The organism is Ruegeria sp. B32, from assembly GCF_025141855.1.
GTDB lineage: Bacteria > Pseudomonadota > Alphaproteobacteria > Rhodobacterales > Rhodobacteraceae > Ruegeria > Ruegeria arenilitoris.
This window is the reverse complement of sequence record NZ_CP081106.1, coordinates 2,416,214-2,438,762: the sequence shown is the minus strand read 5'-3', so window position 1 is coordinate 2,438,762 and position 22,549 is coordinate 2,416,214. Positions and strand designations below refer to the sequence as shown.

At 63.4% G+C, this 22,549-nt stretch carries 23 protein-coding genes; 17 read left to right on the top strand and 6 right to left on the bottom strand.

The window, feature by feature from the left end:
- Positions 1-44: 44 nt before the first annotated feature.
- The 6 genes from K3752_RS12375 to K3752_RS12350 all read left to right on the top strand — a co-directional run bounded on the left by K3752_RS12375 (position 45) and on the right by K3752_RS12350 (position 6,318).
- Entirely contained in the window at positions 45-722 is a 678-nt protein-coding gene (locus K3752_RS12375) for an SURF1 family protein (protein ID WP_260066312.1), read from the top strand.
- The gene (gene thrC / locus K3752_RS12370) at positions 719-2,107 is read left to right on the top strand and encodes a threonine synthase (RefSeq protein ID WP_260063387.1); all 1,389 of its coding nucleotides are present in this window, start codon (positions 719-721) and stop codon (positions 2,105-2,107) included. Before K3752_RS12375 ends, thrC begins: the two co-directional genes overlap by 4 nt.
- Positions 2,104-3,366 (top strand): pitrilysin family protein, encoded by a 1,263-nt coding sequence (locus K3752_RS12365; protein WP_170358207.1) that lies wholly within the window; start codon positions 2,104-2,106, stop codon positions 3,364-3,366. Before thrC ends, K3752_RS12365 begins: the two co-directional genes overlap by 4 nt.
- The gene (locus tag K3752_RS12360) at positions 3,366-3,950 is read left to right on the top strand and encodes a GNAT family N-acetyltransferase (RefSeq protein WP_093962743.1); all 585 of its coding nucleotides are present in this window, start codon (positions 3,366-3,368) and stop codon (positions 3,948-3,950) included. Before K3752_RS12365 ends, K3752_RS12360 begins: the two co-directional genes overlap by 1 nt.
- A 92-nt stretch (positions 3,951-4,042) precedes the next feature.
- Positions 4,043-4,861, top strand: a complete 819-nt coding sequence (locus K3752_RS12355; RefSeq protein WP_260063386.1) for an MBL fold metallo-hydrolase — start codon at positions 4,043-4,045, stop codon at positions 4,859-4,861.
- Between the two features lie 38 nt (positions 4,862-4,899).
- Positions 4,900-6,318 (top strand): FAD-binding oxidoreductase, encoded by a 1,419-nt coding sequence (locus K3752_RS12350; protein ID WP_260063385.1) that lies wholly within the window; start codon positions 4,900-4,902, stop codon positions 6,316-6,318.
- Positions 6,319-6,356: 38 nt separating this feature from the next.
- Here K3752_RS12350 and K3752_RS12345 read toward each other — a convergent pair whose 3' ends face one another.
- Positions 6,357-6,839 (bottom strand): fasciclin domain-containing protein, encoded by a 483-nt coding sequence (locus K3752_RS12345; RefSeq protein ID WP_170337939.1) that lies wholly within the window; start codon positions 6,837-6,839, stop codon positions 6,357-6,359.
- Positions 6,840-7,008: 169 nt separating this feature from the next.
- Positions 7,009-7,548 carry an adenine phosphoribosyltransferase gene (locus K3752_RS12340; RefSeq protein ID WP_170337941.1) on the bottom strand — a complete coding sequence of 180 codons (540 nt, stop codon included), beginning with the start codon at positions 7,546-7,548 and terminating at the stop codon, positions 7,009-7,011.
- A 209-nt stretch (positions 7,549-7,757) separates the two neighbouring features.
- On the opposite strand from K3752_RS12340, the gene K3752_RS12335 reads away from it, so the two are divergent.
- A complete protein-coding gene (locus tag K3752_RS12335) occupies positions 7,758-7,931 on the top strand; it encodes a hypothetical protein (RefSeq protein WP_222457049.1) in 174 nt (57 codons plus the stop codon).
- Between the two features lie 6 nt (positions 7,932-7,937).
- Here the strand turns inward: K3752_RS12335 and K3752_RS12330 are convergent, their stop codons facing one another.
- Both K3752_RS12330 and K3752_RS12325 read right to left on the bottom strand, forming a co-directional pair.
- Positions 7,938-8,567: a LysE family translocator gene (locus tag K3752_RS12330; protein ID WP_170362961.1), complete on the bottom strand. Its 630-nt coding sequence runs from the start codon at positions 8,565-8,567 to the stop codon at positions 7,938-7,940.
- Positions 8,568-8,629: 62 nt separating this feature from the next.
- Complete coding sequence (locus K3752_RS12325) at positions 8,630-9,502, bottom strand: S-methyl-5'-thioadenosine phosphorylase (RefSeq protein ID WP_170358215.1); 873 nt, start codon at positions 9,500-9,502, stop codon at positions 8,630-8,632.
- Positions 9,503-9,718: 216 nt separating this feature from the next.
- Here K3752_RS12325 and K3752_RS12320 point away from each other — a divergent pair, with 216 nt between their 5' ends.
- Positions 9,719-11,353 carry a SulP family inorganic anion transporter gene (locus K3752_RS12320; protein WP_170358217.1) on the top strand — a complete coding sequence of 545 codons (1,635 nt, stop codon included), beginning with the start codon at positions 9,719-9,721 and terminating at the stop codon, positions 11,351-11,353.
- Between the two features lie 15 nt (positions 11,354-11,368).
- On the opposite strand, the gene K3752_RS12315 is transcribed toward K3752_RS12320, so the two are convergent.
- Entirely contained in the window at positions 11,369-11,974 is a 606-nt protein-coding gene (locus K3752_RS12315) for a flavin reductase family protein (RefSeq protein ID WP_260063384.1), read from the bottom strand.
- A 72-nt stretch (positions 11,975-12,046) separates the two neighbouring features.
- On the opposite strand from K3752_RS12315, the gene K3752_RS12310 reads away from it, so the two are divergent.
- From K3752_RS12310 to K3752_RS12290, 5 genes are all read left to right on the top strand, one after another.
- A complete protein-coding gene (locus K3752_RS12310) occupies positions 12,047-12,541 on the top strand; it encodes a GNAT family N-acetyltransferase (protein ID WP_170390634.1) in 495 nt (164 codons plus the stop codon).
- Positions 12,542-12,604: 63 nt separating this feature from the next.
- Positions 12,605-13,354: an EcsC family protein gene (locus tag K3752_RS12305; protein WP_170337549.1), complete on the top strand. Its 750-nt coding sequence runs from the start codon at positions 12,605-12,607 to the stop codon at positions 13,352-13,354.
- Positions 13,355-13,466: 112 nt separating this feature from the next.
- Entirely contained in the window at positions 13,467-13,931 is a 465-nt protein-coding gene (locus K3752_RS12300) for an NUDIX hydrolase (protein WP_170337953.1), read from the top strand.
- Positions 13,932-14,003: 72 nt separating this feature from the next.
- On the top strand, positions 14,004-14,459 hold the full coding sequence (locus K3752_RS12295) for a DUF1178 family protein (RefSeq protein ID WP_170401798.1): 456 nt from the start codon (positions 14,004-14,006) through the stop codon (positions 14,457-14,459).
- 3 nt (positions 14,460-14,462) lie between these two features.
- Positions 14,463-15,101, top strand: a complete 639-nt coding sequence (locus K3752_RS12290) for an SDR family oxidoreductase (RefSeq protein WP_260063383.1) — start codon at positions 14,463-14,465, stop codon at positions 15,099-15,101.
- On the opposite strand, the gene K3752_RS12285 is transcribed toward K3752_RS12290, so the two are convergent.
- Positions 15,095-15,451, bottom strand: a complete 357-nt coding sequence (locus tag K3752_RS12285) for a hypothetical protein (protein ID WP_170458336.1) — start codon at positions 15,449-15,451, stop codon at positions 15,095-15,097. The two genes, K3752_RS12290 and K3752_RS12285, sit on opposite strands and share 7 nt — an antisense overlap.
- A 166-nt stretch (positions 15,452-15,617) precedes the next feature.
- On the opposite strand from K3752_RS12285, the gene K3752_RS12280 reads away from it, so the two are divergent.
- From K3752_RS12280 to edd, 4 genes are all read left to right on the top strand, one after another.
- Positions 15,618-16,856 (top strand): aspartate kinase, encoded by a 1,239-nt coding sequence (locus K3752_RS12280; RefSeq protein ID WP_170362969.1) that lies wholly within the window; start codon positions 15,618-15,620, stop codon positions 16,854-16,856.
- Positions 16,857-16,902: 46 nt separating this feature from the next.
- Positions 16,903-19,146, top strand: a complete 2,244-nt coding sequence (gene ptsP, locus K3752_RS12275) for a phosphoenolpyruvate--protein phosphotransferase (RefSeq protein WP_260063382.1) — start codon at positions 16,903-16,905, stop codon at positions 19,144-19,146.
- A gap of 146 nt (positions 19,147-19,292) precedes the next feature.
- Entirely contained in the window at positions 19,293-20,738 is a 1,446-nt protein-coding gene (gene zwf, locus K3752_RS12270; protein WP_170337966.1) for a glucose-6-phosphate dehydrogenase, read from the top strand.
- A gap of 1 nt (position 20,739) precedes the next feature.
- Complete coding sequence (edd, locus tag K3752_RS12265) at positions 20,740-22,545, top strand: phosphogluconate dehydratase (RefSeq protein WP_260063381.1); 1,806 nt, start codon at positions 20,740-20,742, stop codon at positions 22,543-22,545.
- The last annotated feature ends 4 nt before the right edge of the window (positions 22,546-22,549 follow it).

The following is a 22,549-nucleotide window of genomic DNA, read 5'->3' as shown; positions in this document are numbered from 1 at the left end:
CCGGCTTGACCCCGAGCCGCTATGACACGCAACAAGGGCCATACATGCGCCGCATCCTGTTTCTGCTGATTTTCGGGCTCGCCGGGCTGGCGGTTCTTGTGTCTCTAGGCACTTGGCAGGTTCAGCGTCTGGCGTGGAAAGAGGGCATTCTGGCCGACATCGAAGCCCGGATCGCCGCCGATCCAGTGCCGCTGCCCGAGGCGGTCGACCCTGAAGCCGACCGTTATCTGCCCGTCGAAGTATCGGGCGAGATGCTGCCCGGCGAAATCCATGTACTGGTTTCGGTCAAACAGGTTGGCCCGGGCTATCGGATCACCGCGCCCTTCCGAACTGGTGATCGCACGATCCTTGTGGACCGGGGCTTTGTGCCCACAACGGCCAAGCAGGCCGAACGCCAGATCGGCCCCATGCAGGTTGTCGGAAATCTGCATTGGCCGGATGAGATCGACGGCTATACCCCCGATCCGGACCGGGCGGGCAACATCTGGTTTGCCCGCGACGTTCCCGCGCTGGCCGATGCGCTTGGGACCGAGCCGATCCTTCTGGTTGCCCGCAGCCAGACCGATCCCGCCATCACGCCGCTGCCGGTGGATACGGCGGGTATTCCCAACGACCATCTGCAATACGCGGTGACATGGTTCGGCCTGGCGCTGGTCTGGGCCGCAATGACCGGATATTTCCTGTGGCGCGGCCGCGCCCCATCAGAAAGTGACGCGCAATGAAATACATCTCGACCCGCGGGCAGGCGCCCGAACTGAGCTTTGAAGAGGCGATGCTGACCGGTCTGGCCCGCGACGGTGGCCTGTACCTGCCTGCCGAAATCCCGGTTCTGAGCCAGGACGAGATCGCCGCGTTGGCCGGGCTGCCCTATGAAGAGATCGCGTTCCGCGTCATGTGGCACTATGTCAGCGGCTCGTTCGCCGGGGATGAGTTCAAAGAGATCATCGCCCGCGCCTATGCCGGGTTCGACCATGATGCCCGCGCGCCGTTGAAGCAGCTGAACGAGAACCATTTTTTGCTGGAGCTGTTCCACGGGCCCACGCTGGCCTTCAAGGATTTCGCCATGCAGCTGATCGGTCAGCTGTTCCAGGTGGCGCTGAAGCGGCGGGGCGAGCGTGTGACAATCGTCGGCGCCACCAGCGGCGACACCGGATCGGCCGCGATCGAGGCTTTCCGGGGGCTGGACGCGGTCGATGTGTTCATCCTGTTCCCGCATGGCCGCGTCTCCGAGGTGCAGCGCCGTCAGATGACCACACCCGCCGACAGCAACGTGCACGCGCTGGCCGTCGATGGCGATTTCGACGACTGTCAGGCCGCCGTGAAGGACATGTTCAACGATTTCGACTTCCGCGACGGGGTCAAGCTGGCGGGGGTGAACTCGATCAACTTTGCCCGCGTGCTGGCGCAGGTGGTTTATTATTTCTCGGCCGCGACCAGCCTGGGCGCGCCACACCGCAAGGTCAGCTTCACGGTGCCCACCGGCAATTTCGGCGACATCTTCGCCGGGTATATCGCCAAGCGGATGGGTCTGCCCATCGACCGTCTGGTGGTGGCGACCAACCAGAACGACATCCTGCATCGCTGCCTGTCCGGGCAGGGCTATTTCAAGGGCGACACCATCCCCTCGATCAGCCCGTCGATGGATATTCAGGTCAGCTCGAACTTCGAGCGCGCGCTGTACTATGCCTATGGCGAGGACGGGCGGGCCGTGGCGCAGTTGATGGACGAGCTGAAACAGGGCGGCTTCCACGTCAGCCAGGGCGCGATGGAGGCCCTGCGCGAAAGCTTCGACTCGGGCCGTGTGTCCGAAGAGGAAACGCTGGCCACGATCAAATCCACGCTGGAACACAGCGCCGAGCTGGTCTGCCCGCATACCGCCGTGGGCATCAAGGTGGCAGAAGACACCCGCGCCGCCGATGTGCCCATGGTTACTCTGGCCACCGCGCACCCGGCGAAATTCCCCGCCGCGGTCGAGCAGGCCAGCGGTGTGCATCCGCCTCTTCCCTCGCGCATGTCCGATCTGTATGAACGTCCGGAACGGGTGACCCGCATCGCCAACGATCTGGGCGCCATCGAGGATCATATCAAAAGGCATATTGCTGAGTGACTGTCAGACTGGACCAACTAACAAACGGCTTTCGGATCGTCAGCGAACAGATGCCGGGGCTGCAATCGGCCGCCATCGGCATCTGGGTGACCGCCGGCGGGCGGCACGAGCGGATCGAACAGAACGGCATCGCGCATTTCCTCGAGCATATGGCCTTCAAGGGCACCGAGCGGCGCTCTGCTTTGCAGATCGCCGAGGCGATCGAGGATGTGGGCGGCTATATCAACGCCTATACCTCGCGCGAGGTGACGGCCTATTACGCCCGGGTGCTGAAGGATGACGTGGCGCTGGCGATGGACGTGATCGGCGATATCGTCCTGAACCCCGTCTTCGACCCGCGCGAGATCGAGGTTGAGCGCGGCGTGATCCTGCAGGAAATCGGACAGGCGCATGACACGCCCGACGATGTGATCTTTGACTGGCTGCAGGAACAGAGCTATCGCGATCAGCCGCTGGGCCGCACGATTCTGGGGCCGACCGAACGGGTCAGCGCCTTTTCGCGCGACGACCTGTCGGCCTTCGTGGCCGAGCACTATGCGCCCGACCAGATGATCCTGTCGGCGGCAGGCGCCGTCGATCATGACCAGTTGATGAAACTGGCCGAAGAGATGTTCGGACACCTGCAACCCCGCAAGGGGCTGCTACCGGAACCTGCGCGGTTCACCGGCGGTGAGGCGCGGCGGGACAAGGCGCTGGAACAAGCGCATTTCGCGCTGGCGCTGGAAAGCCCGGGCTATCGTAATGACGAGATCTATACCGCGCAGATCTATTCGACCGCGCTGGGCGGCGGCATGTCCTCGCGCCTGTTTCAGGAAGTGCGTGAGACCCGCGGGCTGTGCTATACGATCTTTGCCCAGACCGGCGCCTATGCCGACACGGGAACGACCACGATCTATGCCGGCACTTCGGCCGATCAGGTGGGCGAGCTGGCCACCATCACCATCGACGAGATGAAGCGCGCCGCCGAGGACATGAGCCCCGAGGAGGTTGCCCGCGCCCGCGCACAGATGAAGGCAGGGATGCTGATGGGGCTGGAAAGCCCCTCGAACCGGGCCGAGCGTCTGGCCCGGCTGGTGCAGATCTGGGGCCGTGTTCCGCCGCTCGAGGAAACCGTGGCCAAGATCGACGCGGTCAGCACCGCCGACGTCCGGGCCTTTGCCGAAAAGATGGCGGTTCAGGCCCCGGCAGCACTGGCGCTCTACGGACCTGTGGGTGGTGCGCCGACACTGGAGAGGCTGCAGGAGAGGCGCGCGGCGTGATGCTGTTGGGCAGACGCAGGCTGAAACTCGAGACCGAGCGGTTGAGCTTGCGCCCGCCCGTGCATTCCGACTTCAACGACTGGGCCGCGCTGCGGCTGGCCTCGCGCGAGTATCTGACCCCGTGGGAGCCGATCTGGGCCAAGGATCATCTGACCCGCAAATCGTTCACCAACCGTGTCTACTGGGCGCAACGCTCGGTGGCCAATGGCACGGCGGTTCCGCTGTTCCTCTTCCGCAGAACGGATGACATGCTGGTGGGCGCCATCACGCTGGACAACATTCGCCGGGGGCCGGCGCAGGCCGGAACGCTGGGCTATTGGACCGGGCAGGCCTTTGCCCGGCAGGGTTACATGCGCGAGGCCATCGGCGCCGTGGTGCATTACGCCTTTACCCGCCTGGACCTCAGCCGGATCGAGGCAGCCTGCCTGCCGGAAAACGCCGCCTCTCGCGGGTTATTGGAAAGCTCGGGGTTCAAATACGAGGGCGTGGCGCAGTCCTATCTGCAGATCAACGGACGGTGGCGGACGCATGTGCTCTATGCGTCGCTGCGCTCGGACCGGCGCGGGCGGACGGACGCGGGCTAGGCGGCCCGTTCGGCCCTGATCCGGGCGGAACCGTTTCCGAAATCTGGGCCCCGTGACGTGACTCGAGGCGCGGATGCGCTAGACTACTCGACATGCGGAGTATTTTGGCGGGTCTGATCTTGTTGGCAGGGACGGCGTCGGCGCAGGAGCGTCGGCCGAGCCATTGCATCGCCATCGCCCAGAACACCCCTGGAATCCAGTATCTGCACAAGGCGGCGTGGCAGGATCCGGTGCCCGAATTCTCGGTCCGGATCAGCTATGTCGCGCATGCGTCCTTTCTGATCCAGACACCCGGCGGGCTGAATGCCGTGACTGATTTCACCGGCTTCATCGGCGGCGCGGATTTGATCCCCGACATCGTGACGATGAACCACGCCCATGACACCCATTGGACCGCCTATCCCGATCCGGCCATCCCGCATGTGCTGCCGGGATGGGGCGAGTTCGGGCAGGGCATCGAACATTACCTCGATCTAGGCGAATTGCTGGTGCGCAACGTATCGACCGATATCCGGTCCGCTTATGGCGGGGTGGAAGAGCGCGGAAACTCGATCTTCGTGTTCGAGGTCGAAGGCCTGTGCATCGGCCATCTGGGGCATCTGCACCATGTGCCGTCCGACGAACAGTTCGCGGCCCTCGGGCGGCTGGACGTGGTCATGGCGGCGGTGGACGGGGGCACGACCATGCCCTTGCCCGAGATGATCTCGGTCCTTCAGCGGTTGAAAAGCTCGGTCATCATTCCGATGCACTGGTTCTCGGGATATTCGCTGGACCGGTTCCTGGCCGATATCCGATCCGATTTCCCGGTGCGCCGGGACGGGGTTTCGGAAATTGAAGTATCGCTGCGGACCCTGCCGGACCGCCCGACGGTGGTGGTGCTCGAGCCGCGATACCTTATGGAATTGGAATAAGCCTTGCCGTGCGCCTCGGGCTTGGGCATGCAGAGGGTATGCCTTTGAACCCTGCCGATGAAACCTTTGCCGAAACCATCCGCGCCCGCCTGGGTGACGATGTTCTGCGCCCGGTCGAGCCGCGCTATCTGGAAGAGCCGCGCCGCCGCTTCGCCGGGCAGGCGGGTCTGCTGGCCTTGCCCCGCACGGTTGAGGAGGTCGCAGCCTTGGTGCGTTTGGCGTCCGAGGCCCGTGTGCCGGTGGTGCCATACGGCGGCGGCACCGGTCTTGTGGGCGGGCAGATCATGGCGGATGGCCCCGCGCCCCTGATTCTGTCGCTCGAGCGGATGCGCGCGATCCGAGCCGTCTATCCGACCGAAAACATCCTGATCGCCGAGGCCGGTGCTGTGCTGGCCGACATTCAGGCCGCGGCCGAGACGGCCAACCGGCTGTTTCCGCTGTCGCTGGCGGCGCAGGGATCTTGCCGGATCGGGGGGAACCTCGCCACCAATGCCGGGGGCGTCAACGTCCTGCGTTATGGCAATGCACGGGATCTGTGCCTGGGGCTTGAGGCGGTTCTGCCCAACGGCGACATCTGGCACGGGCTGGGGCGGCTGCGCAAGGACAACACCGGCTATGATCTGCGCAACCTGCTGATCGGGTCCGAGGGTACGCTGGGGGTCATCACCGCCGCCTCGCTCAAACTTTTCCCGCGCCCTGCCGGTCTGGGAACGGCGATCTTTCAGGTGACCAGCCCCGAGGCGGCGATCGACCTGCTGTCCCTGGCCCGCGACCATTTGGGCGAAACCGTCAGCGCGTTCGAACTGATCCACAAGCAGGGGCTGGATTTTTTGGCCGAGGTCTTGCCGGACGTGCGGCAACCCTTTGACACACCGCCGGAATGGTCGGTCTTGATCGAGCTGGGATTGCCGGCCGGGCACGAGCCCGAGGCGGCGCTGGAGTCCTTGTTCGTCGCTGCCGAAGCCCGTGGTCAGGTTTCGCACGGCGTCATCGCCCAAAGCGCCGCGCAGCGCGACGCGCTGTGGTCGGTGCGCGAACGCATCCCCGAGGCGAACCGGCTGATCGGTTCAGTGTCCAGCCACGATATCTCGATTCCGATTTCGCGGATCCCCGACTTCATCCGGCAAGGCGGCGAGGCGATTGCGGCCCTCGGACCGTTCCGGGTGAACTGCTTTGGTCATCTTGGGGACGGCAACCTGCACTACAACGTCTTCCCGCCCAAAGGCCACGACCGGGACGCGTTCAATGACCGGCGCGCCGCGATCAAGCGCGCGGTTCATGACCTGGTGCATGAATTTGAAGGATCGGTCAGCGCCGAGCATGGGGTGGGCCGTCTGAAGACCGGTGATCTGGAACGTTATGGTGATCCGGCCAAACTGTCGGCCATGCGCGCCATCAAGGCCGCCTTGGACCCGCTCGGGATCATGAACCCCGGCGCCGTCCTGTCAGCTGTGTGAGTGCGGCCCGAACGCTCCGGGCCGCAGCTGCGCGTCGTTTACGACGCCGGCAGGATAACCTTGTCGATGACGTGGATCACGCCATTGCTGGTTTCGATATCTGCCTGAACGACATTTGCGTCATTGACCATGACACCGTTGTCGAGATCGATCGTGATCTCTCCACCCTGAACGGTGGCGGCGGTCATGTCGTCGGACAGATCACCCGACATCACTTTGCCCGGAACCACGTGATAGGTGAGGATCGCAACAAGCTGATCCTTGTTCTCGGGCTTCAGCAGCGTTTCCACGGTGCCTTCGGGCAGAGCAGCAAAGGCTTCATCCGTGGGCGCGAAAACGGTGAATGGGCCTTCGCCCTTCAGCGTGTCAACCAACTCGGCAGCCTGCACGGCTGCGACCAGAGTGTTGAAGCTGCCGGCTCCGACAGCGGTGTCCACTATGTCCTTGCCGTGGCCGTCGGCCATGGCAGCGGTTGAAAACAGGATACTGGCGACACCGGCAACAGCGAATTTGCGAAACATGATCTACTTCCCTTGTTGAGGATGTCATCGGCGACATCACGGTCTATACGGCGACATGCCGAAAGGAGATCAGGCGTCAGGGGCAAAAAACCGACTGGAAAACGAACGACGCCGCGCTAAGCGCGCGGCGTTTCCAGCGGCAAGTCACGAAATCGTGACCGCTGTCTGTTCACAGCCCTTCGAATTCGCACAAGACATGGACGTCCATGCCCATCTCCTCCAGCACCTTCCGGCCACCCAGCTCGGGCAGGTCGATGATGAAGGCGCAGCTGACGATCTCGCCGCCCAGACGTTCGATCAGCTTGATGCCTGCCGCGGCAGTGCCGCCGGTGGCCAGCAGGTCATCGACGACCAGAACCTTTTCACCGGGCTGGATCGCGTCATCGTGGATCTCGACGATGGCCTCGCCATATTCCAGCTTGTATTCCTCGCTGATCGTGGTGCCCGGCAGCTTGCCCTTCTTGCGGATCGGGACAAAGCCCACGCTCAGCTGGTGCGCGATTGCGCCGCCCAGAATGAAACCGCGCGCCTCGAGCCCAACGACCTTGTCGATGCGCTCGCCGGCATAGGGGTGCAGCATCTGGTCGATGGCCATGCGAAACCCGCGGGGATCGGCAAACAGGGTCGTCACGTCGCGGAACATGATCCCTTCGTGGGGAAAATCGACGATGGTCCGAATGTAATCCTTGACCGTTTTGCTTCTGGACATGGGGCAACCCTTCTTGCGTCAAAACACGGCGGTGTTTGGCGTATCACGGCCAGTCATGCAAGCCACGGCTGCCTTCCTGCGCGTATTTGCTGCGGAACAGATGCGCCCGGACAACCCGCCCTTGGGGGGCTGCGGGTATCGACAAGCGATGCGCTTTGTCTATACAAGGTGCCACGCGCTGATGCAGGCCCAGAATAAGGATGACAGCCGTGGCCAAGGCCGACCTAAAGGGATCCACCAAAAAGAACAGCCAGCTGGTTCTGCGCCTGGACAAGGACGAACGCGACGCGTTCGTTGCGCTGTGCCGCGATCTCGACACCTCGGCCGCGCGCGAGATCCGCAAGTTCATTCGCGCATTCATGGCTGAGAACGCCGGGACCTGACTGCCTTCAGGCCGGGCGACGCAGTACCGCCGTGGCCACGCCCATTCCGATCAGGGTCAACCCTCCGAAACGGGTCATGCCGGTGATGATGCCGGGGCGGCCGATTACGCGGCGCAGCCGGTCGGCCAGCAGCGCATAGGCCAGCGCGTTCAGCCCGGCCAATCCCACGAAAGTCGCAATCAGGATCGCGAACTGCGGGCCCAGCGGCTCGGCCGGGCGCAGAAATTGCGGCACGAAGGCGATGAAGAAGGCGATGGATTTCGGGTTCAGCGCAGTGACAGCGGCCGCATGGCCGAATACGCCGCGGGCGGTAACGTCGCGCGCGGTGGCCACCGCCTGCATCCCGCCGGACGGCGCACTGCGCAGCAGCTTGATGCCCAGCCAGACCAGATAGGCGGCGCCCACCCATTTCAGCACCGAAAACAACGTGGCCGACGCCAGCACCAGCGCCCCAAGCCCCAGCAACGAGGCGGTCATGGCGATCAGGTCCCCCAGCGCAACCCCCGTGGCCGAGGCCACGGCCACGCTGCGCCCTTTGGACAGCGCATAGCTGAGCACCAGCAGAACCGTCGGGCCCGGGATCAGCAAAAGGGCGGTCGAGGCTGCGACAAAGGCCAGCCAAAGTTCAAAATCCATTACACACCTCCGTCAGATCCGCCGCAGCAAGCCTCAAAAAAGCACGTGGCCGTCAAGGCCGCCTACAATACCCGGCCCGCCACCGCATCAAGCTTGGCCAGAACTTGCGGGTCGCGCTTTTCCGGGGCCGTCAAAATCGCATGATCCAGCGCCCGGTCGCAGCCATGCGGGCAGGGCGCGCGGTCCGCTCCCAGCAGGGCGGGCAGGCCTTTGACCAAGACGCGCGCCTTCTCGGCGTTGCCGGTCAGCGTCGCGATGATTGCGTTCACGTCCACTTCGCCGTGATCGGGGTGCCAGCTGTCATAGTCGGTGACCATCGCGACCGAGGCATAGCAAAGCTCGGCCTCGCGGGCCAGTTTGGCCTCGGGCATGTTGGTCATGCCGATCACGTCGCAGCCCCACTGCACGCGGTACATCTTCGATTCCGCCAGCGTCGAGAATTGCGGCCCTTCCATCGCCAGATAGGTGCCGCCGCGATGCACGGTGATGCCGGCCGCCCGGGCGGCGAATTCACAGGCATCGCCCAGGCGCGGGCAGGTCGGATGGGCCACGCTGACATGGGCGATGCAGCCAGTGCCGAAAAAGCTTTTCTCGCGGGCGAAGGTGCGGTCGATGAACTGATCGACGACCACGAAATCGCCCGGCGCCATGTGCTCGCGGAAGGAGCCGCAGGCCGAAACCGAGATCACATCGGTCACCCCCAGCCGCTTCAGCGCGTCGATATTGGCGCGATAGGGCACCTCGGTCGGCGAATGCACATGCCCGCGACCGTGGCGGGGCAGAAAGGCCATCTCGATGCCGTCCAGTGTCCCGGTCAGGATCTGGTCGGACGGCGCGCCCCAGGGCGTTTCCACGGTGACCCATTGCGGCGTTTCCAGCCCGTCGATGTCATAAATTCCCGATCCGCCGATGACGGCAATTTTTGTCTGGGCCACGTTTGTTCTCCGCTGCGATACCTGCCTGAGGGAATTTCTGCGGGCTTGTCGGGCATTTGGCAAGGCTTGCCGGTGTTATTGCGCCGCACAGGCGCCACAAGGGGCGTCGCCTTGCAGTTTTTGCATGACAGCCTGCCATCGATGGGCTAGCAGACAGCGCCGAAGGCGGGTATACGACCGCCTTCGCGCGAACATTCTGACCCACAGGACCAATTCATGCCCCGAGCCTTGCTGGCAAGCTTTGCCAATCGCCTCGCCATTCCCGATCTGAGCTGGATGCCGGACGAAAAGCTGACCCCCGCCCGCCTGCGGATCGAGCTTTTGTCGGGCCTGACCGTCGCCCTGGCCCTGGTGCCCGAAGCGGTGGCCTTTGCTTTCGTCGCCGGGGTTCACCCGCTGGTAGGCCTGTATGCGGCGTTCCTCGTGGGGCTGATCACCGCGCTGATCGGGGGTCGTCCGGGTATGATCTCGGGCGCAACCGGTGCGCTGGCGGTCGTCATGGTGGCGCTGGTGGCGCAGCACGGGGTCGAATACCTGTTCGCCACAGTGGTTTTGATGGGCATCCTGCAGATTATCGCGGGGGCCATGCATTGGGGCCGGTTCATCCGCCTGGTGCCGCATCCGGTGATGCTGGGCTTTGTCAACGGCCTGGCGATCGTGATCTTTCTGGCGCAACTGGGCCAGTTCAAGGTGCCGGGCACCATGGAAAACACCGGCCACGGCATGAGCGGTGGTGAATGGCTGTCCGGGATGCAACTCTATACGATGCTGGGGCTGGTCGCGCTGACCATGGCGGTGATCTGGGTGATGCCGCGCATCACGCGCATTGTGCCAGCGCCGCTGGCGGGCATCGTCGTGGTGGCTGCGCTGGTGATCGGCATGGGGCTGGATGTCCCGCGCGTCGGAGACCTGGCCTCGATCGAGGGCGGCCTGCCGAAATTCCACATCCCCATGGTTCCGCTGACCTGGGAGACGTTTGAGATCATTCTGCCCTACGCCGTCATCCTGGCCGCCATCGGCCTGATCGAATCTCTGCTTACGCTGAACCTGGTGGGCGAAATCACCGGCAAGCGCGGTGGTGCGTCGCAGGAATGCATCGCGCAGGGCACCGCCAACGTCGTCACCGGGTTCTTTGGCGGCATGGGCGGCTGTGCGATGATCGGTCAGTCGATGATCAACGTGAAGTCCGGCGGCCGCACGCGCATCGCGGGGATCGCTGCCGCGCTGTTCCTGCTGGTGTTCATCCTTGTCGGCTCACCCCTGATCGAACAGATCCCGCTGGCCGCGCTGGTTGGCGTGATGTTCATGGTGGTGATCGGCACCTTTGCTTGGAACTCGTTCAACATCCTGCGCAAGGTGCCGCTGACCGACGCCTTCGTCATCGTTCTGGTAACCGTCGTCACCGTGATGGAAGACCTCGCCGTGGCCGTCGTGGTCGGCGTGATCGTTTCGGCGCTGGCCTATGCCTGGAACAACGCCAAGCGCATCCACGCGGTCACCCGCGACTCGGAAACCGAGAAAGGCGCCAAAGTCTACGAGATCAAGGGGCCGCTGTTCTTCGGCTCGTCTGAGGGGTTTGTCGAACTGTTCGATGTCCAAAACGACCCGGAAACGGTGATCGTGGACTTCGCCGACAGCCGTGTGGTCGACCAATCGGCCCTGCAGGCCATCGAAAACATCGCCGCGAAATACGAGGCGGCAGGAAAGCGCGTCATGCTGCGCCATCTCAGCCGGGATTGCCACAAGCTGCTCAAGAAAGCAGGTCACCTGATGGTCGACAGCGACGATGACCCGGATTACGGCCTTGCGGTCGACTATTCTGTTCGAACCGGCGTTCTGGGCGGCCATTGAGCCCCCAAACCCGGCTCAATCGTCTGGACGATTGAGGGAAAACAACTCCGTCACCACCGAGTAGTCGCGATACCCAAGCCGCGACAAGGGTTGAAAGGTGTTGACGTCGAACTTGCCGTCCTTCAGGCAGTCATCGCGCAGGTGCACGCCGACGACTTCTCCGAAAACCACCCGGTTGGCCTGGCCGGGCAGCGTGACGATCTGGGTCAGTTTGCATTCCAGCGCGGCGGGGGCGCCTTCGATGCGAGCGCATGGGATGGTTTCGCATTCCACAGGTGTCAGGCCGGCGTGGGCGAACTCGTCCACCTCTTTCGGAAGGCTGGCCGAGCTTGCGTTCATCGCGTCCCGATGGGCGTGGGCCACCACGTTGACGCAAAAGACGCCGGTCGCCTCGATATTGGCGATGCTGTCCTTTCCGCGGTCCTGGTCGTGTTTCGTGCCGGTGGAGGCAAACATCACCTGCGGCGGCGTATAGGCGACCCCGTTGAAGAATGAATAGGGCGCCAGATTGTTGATCCCATCGGCGCTGCGGGTCGAGATCCATCCGATCGGGCGCGGCGTGATGATGGCGTTGAACGGGTTGTGCGGCAAACCGTGACCGTCTTCGGGGCGATAGAACATCTGATCTCCAAGCGTTTGCTCAAGGCCTAGCGAAGTGCTAGGGCGATTGCCAGAGTCGAAAAGAGGGCCGCGGTGCAGCAGTTCGGGATCAGGCCGGAAGAGCCGGAGGATTGGTGGGAAGTCGAAGCCCTCTACGACCTGTGTTTTGCGCCGGGGCGCGAGGCGCTGTCGTCTTACCGCTTGCGCGACGATGTTCCGCCAGTGCCGGGCCTGTCGATGATTGCCCGTGACGGGCAGGGCATCTTGGCTGGGGCCATCCGATTCTGGCCGGTTCATGTTGGCGCACACGACGCGCTTTTGCTGGGGCCCGTTGCCGTCCACCCGACCCACCAGGGGGAAGGTTTGGGTGGTTTTCTGATCCACGAAGGTATCGAAGCCGGGCGGGCCAAAGGGTGGGACCGGGTCATGCTGGTCGGTGACGCGCCCTATTATTCACGCTTTGGGTTTGCCCGGCTCGAGGGTGTTGAGATGCCCCCACCAACCAACCCGGATCGGGTTCTCGGGCTGGATTTGACCACCGGCGCATGGCACGGAGTGAGTGGTTCGGTGACCCGCTGGACGCGCTGATCTATTGAAACGGCGTTGTGAAATGCCAATGTTTCAGGGTCAGGAGGACCAGGAGGACACCGAATGAATGACGTCGTTCTCGTCGGAGAAATCGACCCCGACGCTGAGTTGGACCGGCTGGCAAGCCACTACCGCAGCGCGGGCGGCAGCGGTATCAGGTTGCTCAATCGTCTGGGTGGATCGGCTGAGTCGCTGCTGGAACAGCTGCCCGGTTCGGTGCGCGATGGGCTGACCGGTGCAACCGAGCAGGCCTTGTGGCTTGCAGTTCGTGCCGCTGACGGATCGCGCCGCGCGGTTCCCGACCAGAAGCCGTGGGTCAACACCGCCATATCGACCACGATGGGCGCCGCGGGTGGGGCTGGCGGCCTGACGACGGCGTTGATCGAGCTTCCGGCGACCACGGCCATGTTGTTGCGCGCAATACAGGGTGCCGCATCGCGTGAAGGTTTTGACCCCTCGGCAAGGAACGTGCAGTTCGATTGCATCCGCGTTTTGTCGGCGGCAGGTCCCTTGGCGCATGACGACGGCGCAGACATGGGGTTCTTTTCAGTCCGACTGACCGTGACGGGCCCCGCTCTGCAAAAGATCATTGCTGCCGTCGCTCCGAGGTTGTCGGTCGTTTTGGGGCAGAAACTGGCGGCACAGACCGTTCCGGTATTGGGGGCCTTGGCCGGAGGCGGCGCAAACTACCTCTACGCCCGGTACTATCAGCAGATTGCCCGTGTGCATTTCGGCCTGCGGCGTCTGGCGATCGATGCCGATATTCCGCATGACGAGCTTGTGCAGCGTCTGCAACGTCGCATGTTGGCCTGACCCACAGTTTCAAAATTGGACAGAACCGCAGGATGTGGTATCCTGCACCTAATCGGCCCGCAAGATAAGTGGCCGAAAACAGGCAAGAAGAACAAACAAGAGGCGGGGCAGCGTGAAAAGCGCAGGGCTGTCACCAGACATTCTGTCCGAAACCGGGGCATTTCCGGTTCTGCCGCAGTCTGCGGCTCTATGCTACCGGCTTCGGCGCGGGGTGCCTGAGATATTGTTGATCACGACCCGGGGGTCGGGGCGGTGGATCATCCCCAAAGGCCGCATGATCGACGGCCTAAGCGGGTCTGAGACCGCAGCGCAGGAGGCCTGGGAAGAGGCCGGTGTGACAGGCCGTTGTGAGACGCGCAGTATCGGACAGTTCTCTTTCGACAAACACCACCGAGATCTGGGGCGGGTGACATGCGTCGTTGATGTCTACCCGTTGCTTGTTACCAAGACGGCGGATCGGTTCCCCGAAGTCGCAGAGCGGCGGCGTAGATGGATGCTGCCGGAAAAAGCAGCGCAAGCGGTTTCGATCGGCGGGCTTTCCGGGCTGTTGCGGTCAAATGCGCTCAATCCTCATTGAACCGCCTCTGTAAAGACTTGATATTGCCATGTCTGTCAGTATCTATTGGCCCACCGACACTTTGGGCGACAGATGATTCAATATTCACTGAAATGCTGCAATGGTCATGCGTTTGACAGTTGGTTCCAGTCTGCGGACGCTTACGACAAGCTGTCCAAGGCTGGAATGGTCTCATGCGCGACTTGCGGCAGCACCCAGGTCGAAAAGGCGATCATGACGCCGCGGGTCCAGTCTGCGCGCTCGTCTGCTGCAATGCCGCGCGCGGAGAACAGTGATCGACCCGAAGTCCAGCGCCAACCGACCAAGGCCGAGATAGAGCGTGTTCTGAACGCCCTGCGCGCCAAGGTCGAGGCGAATTCCGATTATGTCGGCCGCGAATTTGCGCGCGAGGCCCGCAAGATACATCTGGGCGAGGCCCCGGAGCGCGCCATCTATGGCGAGGCCAAGCCGGAAGAGGCCAAGGCCCTGATCGAAGATGGGGTTCCCGTGGCCCCTCTGCCGTTCATTCCAAGCCGAAAGACGAACTGAACCGTGCATCTTGTTATCACCGGCGCCAATCGCGGCATTGGGCGCGCCCTTGCTGAATGCTATCGTGGCCGAGGCGATACTGTCACCGGCACTGCACGGGACGATTCCGCCGATATTCGTCTGGACGTTACCGACCCGGCGCAACAGGCGCAGATGGCGCGCAAGTTGGATGGCCAGCCTGTGGATCTGTTGATCTGCAATGCAGGTGTCTATCTGGACAAAGGCCAGACAATAGATGGCTACCCGGCCGAGATGTGGGACCAGACCTTTGCGGCCAATGTCACCGGGGTGTTTCTGACCATTCAGGCCTTGTTGCCCAATTTGCGTGCGGCGCGCGGCAAGATCGCGATCATCTCGTCGCAGATGGCCTCGCACACACGTGCGCCCGGGGGCAGCTATATCTATCGGGCCTCCAAGGCGGCTGTGCTGAACCTTGGGCGCAACCTGGCGGTGGATCTCAAGGACGATGGCATCGCCGTCGGCATTTATCACCCGGGATGGGTGCAGACGGACATGGGCGGTCAGGCCGCCGACATCACCGTGTCACAGGCCGTTGCCGGGTTGACCGAGCGTTTCGATGCACTGAGTTTGGATTCCACCGGTTGCTTTGAAACCTGGGACGGGCAGGCACATCCTTACTGAGCGGCCAGCGCTGCCGTGGGGATCTCGTAGACTTCACCGGGATCGATGAAGATCACCAGAATTTCGCCCCGCGTTTCCGAAGTGATCTTCGACGTCGAGCTGCTGGAATCCGGCTTTCCATCGGTGAAATAGATGCGGCGTACTTCCCCAGTATCCAACTGAACCGCCAAGGTTGCAGTGCCATCGTCCTTGCGCCGCAACTCGGCAGGGCAATTTTTCAATGGCTGACCCGCCAACGCGGCGCAGGGGACCGTTCCCAACGCGTTCTGGCCGTCCGTTCCGGACAGTGAAGCCACCTGGGCCAGAGCCGGGCCGGACATCAGCGCACAGGCGAAAACAAAACGCAGCATGGTAATCCTCATGGTTTAAATCCTTGACGATACGCTGACATTGCTGCCGGTCCTTGTAAAGCGTTGCGCTGCAGTGTCCTGCCGTTCTATGTGCCCTTGCTCTTGCGTGTTGCCTCGCATAAGACGCTCGGGACCGGAAATCCAAGGCGCGGAGACATTTGCCCCCATGCCCGTACTCGTGATGAAATTCGGCGGCACATCCGTCGCCAACCTCGACCGCATCCGCCGCGCGGCCAAGCGCATCGGCGTCGAGGTGGCCAAGGGCTATGACGTCATCGTTATCGTGTCGGCCATGTCGGGCAAGACCAACGAGCTGGTGGGCTGGGTCGACGAGATCTCGCCGCTGTATGACGCGCGCGAATATGATGCCGTCGTATCCTCGGGCGAGAATGTCACCGCCGGCCTGATGGCGCTGACGCTGCAGGAAATGGACATCCCCGCCCGCAGTTGGCAGGGCTGGCAGGTGCCGCTGCTGACCGACGGCGCCCATTCGGCGGCGCGGATCCAGGATATCCCGACCGACAACATCAACCAGAAGTTCGGCGAGGGCATGAAGGTTGCGGTGGTGGCAGGCTTTCAGGGTCTCAGCCCCGAGGGGCGGATCACCACGTTGGGCCGGGGCGGTTCGGACACCACTGCCGTGGCTTTTGCCGCCGCCTTCGACGCCGAACGCTGCGACATCTACACGGATGTGGACGGCGTCTATACCACCGATCCGCGCATCTGCGAGAAGGCGCGCAAGCTGGACAAGATCTCGTTCGAGGAAATGCTCGAACTGGCCTCGTTGGGGGCCAAGGTGCTGCAGACCCGCTCGGTCGAGCTGGCGATGCGGTACAAGGTGAAACTGCGTGTTCTCTCAAGCTTCGAGGAACAGTCCGACGAGGCCGGAACCCTGGTCGTCGACGAGGAGGAAATCATGGAATCCAATGTAGTCTCGGGTGTGGCCTATTCGCGGGACGAGGCCAAGATGACCGTCGTTTCGGTCGCCGACCGCCCCGGCATCGCCGCGATCATCTTCAACGCGCTCAGCGATGAGGGGATCAACGTCGACATGATCGTGCAAAACATCTCGGACGAGGGGCGCACGGACATGACCTTTTCCTGCCCCACCAACCAGGTGGCGCGCGCCGAAAAGGCGCTGTTGGCAGTCAAGGAGCGTGGCGAGTTGAACTATGCCGAGCTGGTCGCCGACACCGATGTGGCCAAGGTTTCGGTGGTGGGCATCGGCATGCGCTCGCAGTCGGGCGTGGCGGCCAAGATGTTCAAGGTGCTCTCGGATGAGGGGATCAACATCAAGGTCATTACAACCTCCGAGATCAAAATTTCCGTCCTCGTCGACCGGAAATACATGGAACTTGCCGTTCAGGCGCTGCATGATGCCTTTGAACTGGAAAAGGCGGCCTGAGCATCTCGGCCAAGGTCCCGCCTGACACCGCAGAGTAGATCGGGCGATGGCAGACGGAATTGAAACAGAATCCCGCAAGCTGCTGGGGCGGCTGCGCGAGGAGATGGCAAGCGAGGCTGCCGGTCAGGAGCGTCTTGACCGGATAACCCACCTGATCGCCGACAGCATGCGGTGCGAGGTGTGCTCGATTTACCTGTTCCGCGACGACGAAACCCTGGAGCTGTGTGCCACCGAAGGTCTTGCCCCCGAGGCCGTGCACCAGACCCGCATGCGTCTGGGCGAAGGTCTCGTTGGCCGGGTGGCCAAGTTCGGCAAGGTCGTCAACGCCGCCGATGCGCCCTCCGAGAAAGGTTTCCGGTACATGCCGGAAACGGGCGAGGAGCGTTTTTCGTCGTTCCTGGGCGTGCCCATTCAGCGGCTGGGGCAGAAGCTTGGGGTTCTTGTGGTCCAGTCCCGCGCTCAACGCGAGTTTTCCGCGGATGAGGTCTATGCGCTTGAAGTCGTGGCAATGGTCCTTGCGGAAATGGCCGAATTGGGTGCGTTTGTGGGCGAAGGTGCCGCCCTTTCACCACTGCATCAGCAATCCATTTTGCTGCGCGGTGGCCCGGCACAGGAGGGCTCGGCCGAGGGGCATGTCTGGCTGCACGAGCCGCGTGTCGTCGTCACCAACCCGATCGCCGACGATCCACATCGCGAGCTGGAGCGACTGAACGAAGCAGTCGAAGAGCTGCGCGTGGGTGTCGACAAGATGCTTGAAATCTCGCGGGGCGGTGACACCGAACAGCTGCAGGTTCTGGAAGCCTACCGGATGTTTGCCAATTCCAAGGGCTGGATGCGCCGGATGGAAGAGGACATCGCCCGCGGTCTCAGCGCCGAAGCGGCGGTGGAAAAGGAGCAGTCGCAGGCCCGCGCCCGGATGAGCCAGGTCACCGACCCTTATCTGCGCGAGCGTCTGGCGGATCTGGACGATCTGTCCAACCGTCTGCTGCGCATTCTGACAGGGCAGGGCGGGTCGAACGGTAAAGAACTGCCGCCCGATCCGATCCTGGTGGCGAGGAATATCGGCCCGGGTGACCTGCTGGAATATGGCCGTTCGCTGAAAGGTGTCGTGCTCGAGGAGGGCTCGGTCGGTAGTCATGCCACCATCGTCGCCCGCGCTCTGGCCATCCCGCTGGTGGTACATGTGGGCCGGATCACGACCGAGGCTTTGAACGGCGACCATATTCTGGTCGACGGGGATGAGGGCGTCGTGCATCTGCGCCCCGAGGATACCGTCGTCAGCGCCTTCCGCGACAAGATGGCCATGCAGGCCGAGGCGCAGAAACGCTATGCCTCGATCCGCGAAACCCCGACCGTGACAAAGGATGGCGAGCGGATCAATCTGGTGATGAATGCCGGCCTGATGGCCGACTTGCCGTCGCTCAAGACGTCCGGGGCCGAGGGCGTAGGCCTGTTCCGCACCGAATTGCAGTTCCTGATCCGCAACCAGATGCCCAAACGGTCGGAACTGGTGGCGCAGTACAAGCGCGTTCTGGATTCGGCCGATGGCAAGCGCGTGGTATTCCGCACGCTGGATATCGGGTCGGACAAGGTGCTGCCCTACATGAAACATGTCGCCGAGCCCAACCCGGCGCTGGGTTGGCGCGCCATTCGCGTGGGCCTGGACAAGCGCGGCGTGATGCGGATGCAGCTGCAGGCCCTGTTGCGCGCGGCGGATGGCCGTCCTCTGACGGTCATGTTCCCGTTTGTCGCCCAGGCCGACGAATACCGCGAGGCCCGTTGGGAAGTGAACAAGACGCTGGAGCGCGAAAAGCGCTTGGGTCATGTGCTGCCGGAAACGCTGGAAGTTGGGGCGATGCTGGAAACACCATCATTGGCCTTCGCCCCCCAGAAGTTCTTTGACGAGGTCGATTTCATCTCGATCGGCGGCAACGACCTGAAACAGTTCTTCTTCGCCGCCGACCGAGAGAACGAGCTGGTGCGCCGCCGCTATGACACCTTGAATGTCAGCTTCCTCAGCCTGATCGAGCGCATCGTCGAACGGTGCGGAATTTCCGACACGCCGCTGAGTTTCTGCGGCGAGGATGCCGGCCGCCCGATCGAGGCGCTGTGCCTAGCGGCGATGGGCATCCGCACCTTGTCGATGCGCCCGGCCTCAATCGGCCCGGTCAAAAGCCTGCTGTTGCGGTCAAACCTGCAGGATGTCCGCAAGATCATCGCCGACGCCCGCCATCGGGGCGAACAATCGGTGCGTCCGGCGATCATGGAGTATCTGCGCGACAACGGCTGACGCCCGGGTGACCGCGAAAAAAGGCCCGATTCCGAAATCCGGGCTTGCTTTTTGGGCTTGGTCTTTCTATCCAAGCCACGAATGTTAGCGGTAACAGGGTGTCTGGCTGCAGACCGCGCCGGATTGTCCGAAGAAGGGAGCCAGCCATGGTTTCACGCGTAATCCCGGTAGATCCGTTCGATCTGGTCCTGTTCGGCGCGACCGGAGATCTGGCCCAGCGCAAGATCCTGCCGGGCCTCTACCATCGCTTCGAAGTGGGGCAGATGCCCGAAGATGCGCGCATCATCGGGACCGCGCGATCGGATATGGACGATGACGGGTTCCGCGCGCAGGTGCGCAAGTCGATGAAGGAATTCGCTCCGTCCTTCAAAAAGGACGTGCTGGACCGGTTTCTGGCCCGGGTCGAATACGTGCCCGTGGATGCGCTGGGCGAAAACGGCTGGGACAAGCTGGCCAAATCGCTGCGCCCCGACGTGGTGCGCGCCTTTTATCTGTCGGTCGGTCCGAAACTGTTTCCCGGCATCGCACAGCGCCTGCATGATCACGGGCTTGCCACGCCCGACAGCCGCATCGTGGTCGAGAAACCCTTTGGCCATGATCTGGCCTCGGCCAAGGCGCTGAACGAAGGTCTGCGCGCCTGTTTCGAAGAGCATCAGATCTATCGGATCGACCATTACCTGGGTAAGGAAACGGTGCAGAACCTGATGGCGCTGCGCTTTGCCAACTCGCTGTTCGAACCGCTGTGGAACGCGACCCATGTTGATCATGTCCAGATCACCGTGGCCGAAACCGTCGGGGTCGAAGGGCGTGGTGCCTATTACGACCAGTCCGGCGCGATGCGGGACATGGTGCAGAACCACCTGGTGCAACTTTTGTGCCTGACTGCGATGGAGCCGCCCTCGACCTTCTCGCCCAACGCGGTGCGCAGTGAAAAGGTCAAGGTGATCGAGGCACTGGAACCTGTCGCCCCGACCGACATCGCCCGCGGCCAGTACCGGGCGGACAAGGGCGGCGACGGCTATGTCGATCATGTGGGCAACCCCGACAGCCTGACCGAAAGCTACATCGCGCTGAAGGTGCGTGTGGGCAACTGGCGCTGGTCGGGGGTTCCGTTCTATCTGCGCACGGGCAAGCGTCTGCGCGCGCGGGAATCCGAAATCGCGGTGTTTTTCCGCGACCCGCCGCACACGATCTTTCCCAATGTCGGCCCGCTGCACGGCAACGTTCTGGTGATCCGCCTGCAGCCTGACGAGGGCATCACCCTGCGCACCACGATCAAGGATCCCGGCCCGGGCGGCTTCCGCCTGACGGACGTGGCGCTGGACATGAGCTTTGCCGAGGCGCTGGGTGCCGATGTGCGCGCGCAGGACGCCTATGAGCGGCTGGTGATGGACGTGATCCGCGGCGACCAGACCCTGTTCATGCGCGGCGACGAGGTCGAGGCCGCCTGGGCCTGGGTCGATCCCATCATCAAGGGCTGGGAAGAGCGCGGCGACCGTCCCTCGCGCTATGATCAGGGCAGTTCCGGCCCGGAAGACGCATTGATGCTGATGCATCGCGACGGGCGCCGCTGGCGCCAGATCGGAGGTTGAGATGGTTCGCAACGTCATCATCGACGTCACCCAAAGAATAATCGAGCGCAGCGCCGATCCCCGCCGTACCTATCTGCAGCGGATGGAGCAGGCCCGGTCCGAAGGGCCGGCGCGCGCGCACTTGTCGTGCAGCGGACAGGCCCATGCCTATGCCGGGGCAGGGGCCGATCAGCAGACGATGGCCACGACCAGCGTGGGCAATCTCGGCATCGTCACCGCCTATAACGACATGCTGTCGGCGCATCAGCCGTTCGAGCGCTATCCCGAACTGATCCGCCGCGCGGCCCGTGCCGCGGGCGGCACCGCGCAGGTCGCGGGCGGGGTTCCGGCCATGTGCGACGGGGTCACGCAAGGCGAGGCCGGGATGGAGCTGTCGCTGTTCTCGCGCGACGTGATCGCGCTGGCGGCGGCGGTGGCGCTCAGCCACAATACCTTTGACGCGGCGGTGTTTCTGGGGGTCTGCGACAAGATCGTGCCGGGGCTGGTGATCGCGGCGCAGAGCTTTGGCCACCTGCCGGCGGTGTTCCTGCCCGCCGGCCCGATGACCAGCGGCCTGCCCAACGACGAAAAGGCCAAGGTGCGCCAGAAATTCGCCGCCGGCGAAGCCACGCGCGAAGAGCTGATGGCCGCCGAGATGGCCGCCTATCATGGGCCGGGCACCTGCACATTCTACGGCACCGCCAACACCAACCAGATGTTGATGGAGTTCATGGGCCTGCACCTGCCGGGCTCCAGCTTCGTCAACCCCAACACGCCGCTGCGCGATGCGTTGACCGAGGAAGGCGCCCGCCGCGCCCTGTCGCTCAGTGCGTTGGGCAACAATTACACGCCGGTGTGCCAGATCCTCGACGAACGGGCTTTCGTGAACGGTATCGTGGGGCTGATGGCCACGGGCGGGTCGACCAACCTGCTGATCCACCTGATCGCCATGGCCCGTGCCGGGGGCATCGTGCTGGACTGGCAGGATTTCTCGGACATCTCGGGCGTCGTGCCCCTGGTCGCGCGGGTCTACCCCAACGGTTTGGCCGACGTGAACCATTTCCACGCTGCAGGAGGACTGGGGTATACCATCGGCACGCTGCTGGATGAAGGCCTGCTGCATCCCGACACGCTGACCGTGGCGGGGCAGGGGCTGCATCATTACACCCAGGAACCTAAGCTGATCGATGGCGCGCTGGTCTGGGAGGACGGCGCAGGCCACAGCCTGAACGAAAAGATTCTGCGACCGGCCAATGACCCGTTCCAGCCCACCGGCGGCCTGTCGCGCCTGAGCGGAAATCTTGGTACCGGCGTGATGAAGGTCTCGGCCGTGGCGCCTGAACACCAGGTGGTCGAGGCCCCGGTTCGCGTCTTCCACGACCAGGACGAGGTCAAGGCCGCGTTCAAGGCGGGCGAGTTCACCGATGATGTCATCGTCGTGGTCCGCTTTCAGGGGCCCAAGGCCAATGGTATGCCCGAACTGCACTCGCTGACCCCGATCCTGTCGATCCTGCAGGGGCGCGGGCAGAAGGTGGCGCTGGTGACCGATGGCCGCATGTCTGGGGCCTCGGGCAAAGTGCCCGCGGCGATCCATGTCTGCCCCGAGGCGCTGGATGGTGGCCCGGTCGCCAAGCTGCGCGATGGCGACCTGCTGCGCGTCGATGCGGTGCGGGGTCAGCTTGAAATCCTGACCTCCGGCGTACTGGACCGCCCCGTCGCCACCGCCGATCTTTCGACGCATCAATACGGGGTCGGCCGCGACCTGTTCACCACGTTCCGCAACGCCGTCGGCTCGGCCGATGCCGGTGCCAGCATTTTCGGAGCCTGAGCCT

Bases quoted from the DNA above. Each gene is read 5' to 3' on its own strand.
- K3752_RS12375 (WP_260066312.1), top strand. From the start codon at position 45: ATGCGCCGCATCCTGTTTCTGCTGATTTTCGGGCTCGCCGGGCTGGCG.
- thrC (WP_260063387.1), top strand. From the start codon at position 719: ATGAAATACATCTCGACCCGCGGGCAGGCGCCCGAACTGAGCTTTGAA.
- K3752_RS12360 (WP_093962743.1), top strand. From the start codon at position 3,366: ATGCTGTTGGGCAGACGCAGGCTGAAACTCGAGACCGAGCGGTTGAGC.
- K3752_RS12355 (WP_260063386.1), top strand. From the start codon at position 4,043: ATGCGGAGTATTTTGGCGGGTCTGATCTTGTTGGCAGGGACGGCGTCG.
- K3752_RS12350 (WP_260063385.1), top strand. From the start codon at position 4,900: ATGCCTTTGAACCCTGCCGATGAAACCTTTGCCGAAACCATCCGCGCC.
- K3752_RS12345 (WP_170337939.1), bottom strand. From the start codon at position 6,839: ATGTTTCGCAAATTCGCTGTTGCCGGTGTCGCCAGTATCCTGTTTTCA.
- K3752_RS12340 (WP_170337941.1), bottom strand. From the start codon at position 7,548: ATGTCCAGAAGCAAAACGGTCAAGGATTACATTCGGACCATCGTCGAT.
- K3752_RS12330 (WP_170362961.1), bottom strand. From the start codon at position 8,567: ATGGATTTTGAACTTTGGCTGGCCTTTGTCGCAGCCTCGACCGCCCTT.
- K3752_RS12320 (WP_170358217.1), top strand. From the start codon at position 9,719: ATGCCCCGAGCCTTGCTGGCAAGCTTTGCCAATCGCCTCGCCATTCCC.
- K3752_RS12315 (WP_260063384.1), bottom strand. From the start codon at position 11,974: ATGTTCTATCGCCCCGAAGACGGTCACGGTTTGCCGCACAACCCGTTC.
- K3752_RS12305 (WP_170337549.1), top strand. From the start codon at position 12,605: ATGAATGACGTCGTTCTCGTCGGAGAAATCGACCCCGACGCTGAGTTG.
- K3752_RS12295 (WP_170401798.1), top strand. From the start codon at position 14,004: ATGATTCAATATTCACTGAAATGCTGCAATGGTCATGCGTTTGACAGT.
- K3752_RS12285 (WP_170458336.1), bottom strand. From the start codon at position 15,451: ATGCTGCGTTTTGTTTTCGCCTGTGCGCTGATGTCCGGCCCGGCTCTG.
- K3752_RS12280 (WP_170362969.1), top strand. From the start codon at position 15,618: ATGCCCGTACTCGTGATGAAATTCGGCGGCACATCCGTCGCCAACCTC.
- ptsP (WP_260063382.1), top strand. From the start codon at position 16,903: ATGGCAGACGGAATTGAAACAGAATCCCGCAAGCTGCTGGGGCGGCTG.
- zwf (WP_170337966.1), top strand. From the start codon at position 19,293: ATGGTTTCACGCGTAATCCCGGTAGATCCGTTCGATCTGGTCCTGTTC.
- edd (WP_260063381.1), top strand. From the start codon at position 20,740: ATGGTTCGCAACGTCATCATCGACGTCACCCAAAGAATAATCGAGCGC.